Source organism: Microbacterium sp. CCH5-D1 (assembly GCF_001557335.1).
GTDB lineage: Bacteria > Actinomycetota > Actinomycetes > Actinomycetales > Microbacteriaceae > Microbacterium > Microbacterium oxydans.
The window spans coordinates 1-225 of sequence record NZ_LSJW01000287.1; the positions used below are offsets into that span (position 1 = coordinate 1).

At 75.6% G+C, this 225-nt stretch carries 1 pseudogene; it reads left to right on the plus strand.

What is annotated here, in order from left to right:
• Positions 1-225, plus strand: a pseudogene (locus AX744_RS21095) (2-oxoglutarate dehydrogenase, E2 component, dihydrolipoamide succinyltransferase); the annotation flags it as partial.

Here is a 225-nt window from a genome sequence, read left to right on the forward strand (position 1 = left end):
GTTCCGGCTCCGGCGCCGGCTCCCGCCACGCCGCCCTCCGCTTCGATCCCTCCGCGACCGGCCGCTCCCGCGGCACCGGTCGCCGACGCGGGATCCCTCATCGCCTTCGTCCCCGGCATCACGCAGGATGCTCCCGCACGCCCAGCGCCCGAGCCCGAGACCGCACCCTCACCTGCACTCGACGAGACGATCCAGCAGCAGCCTGCGGCTCCGGTGAGTCCGCCC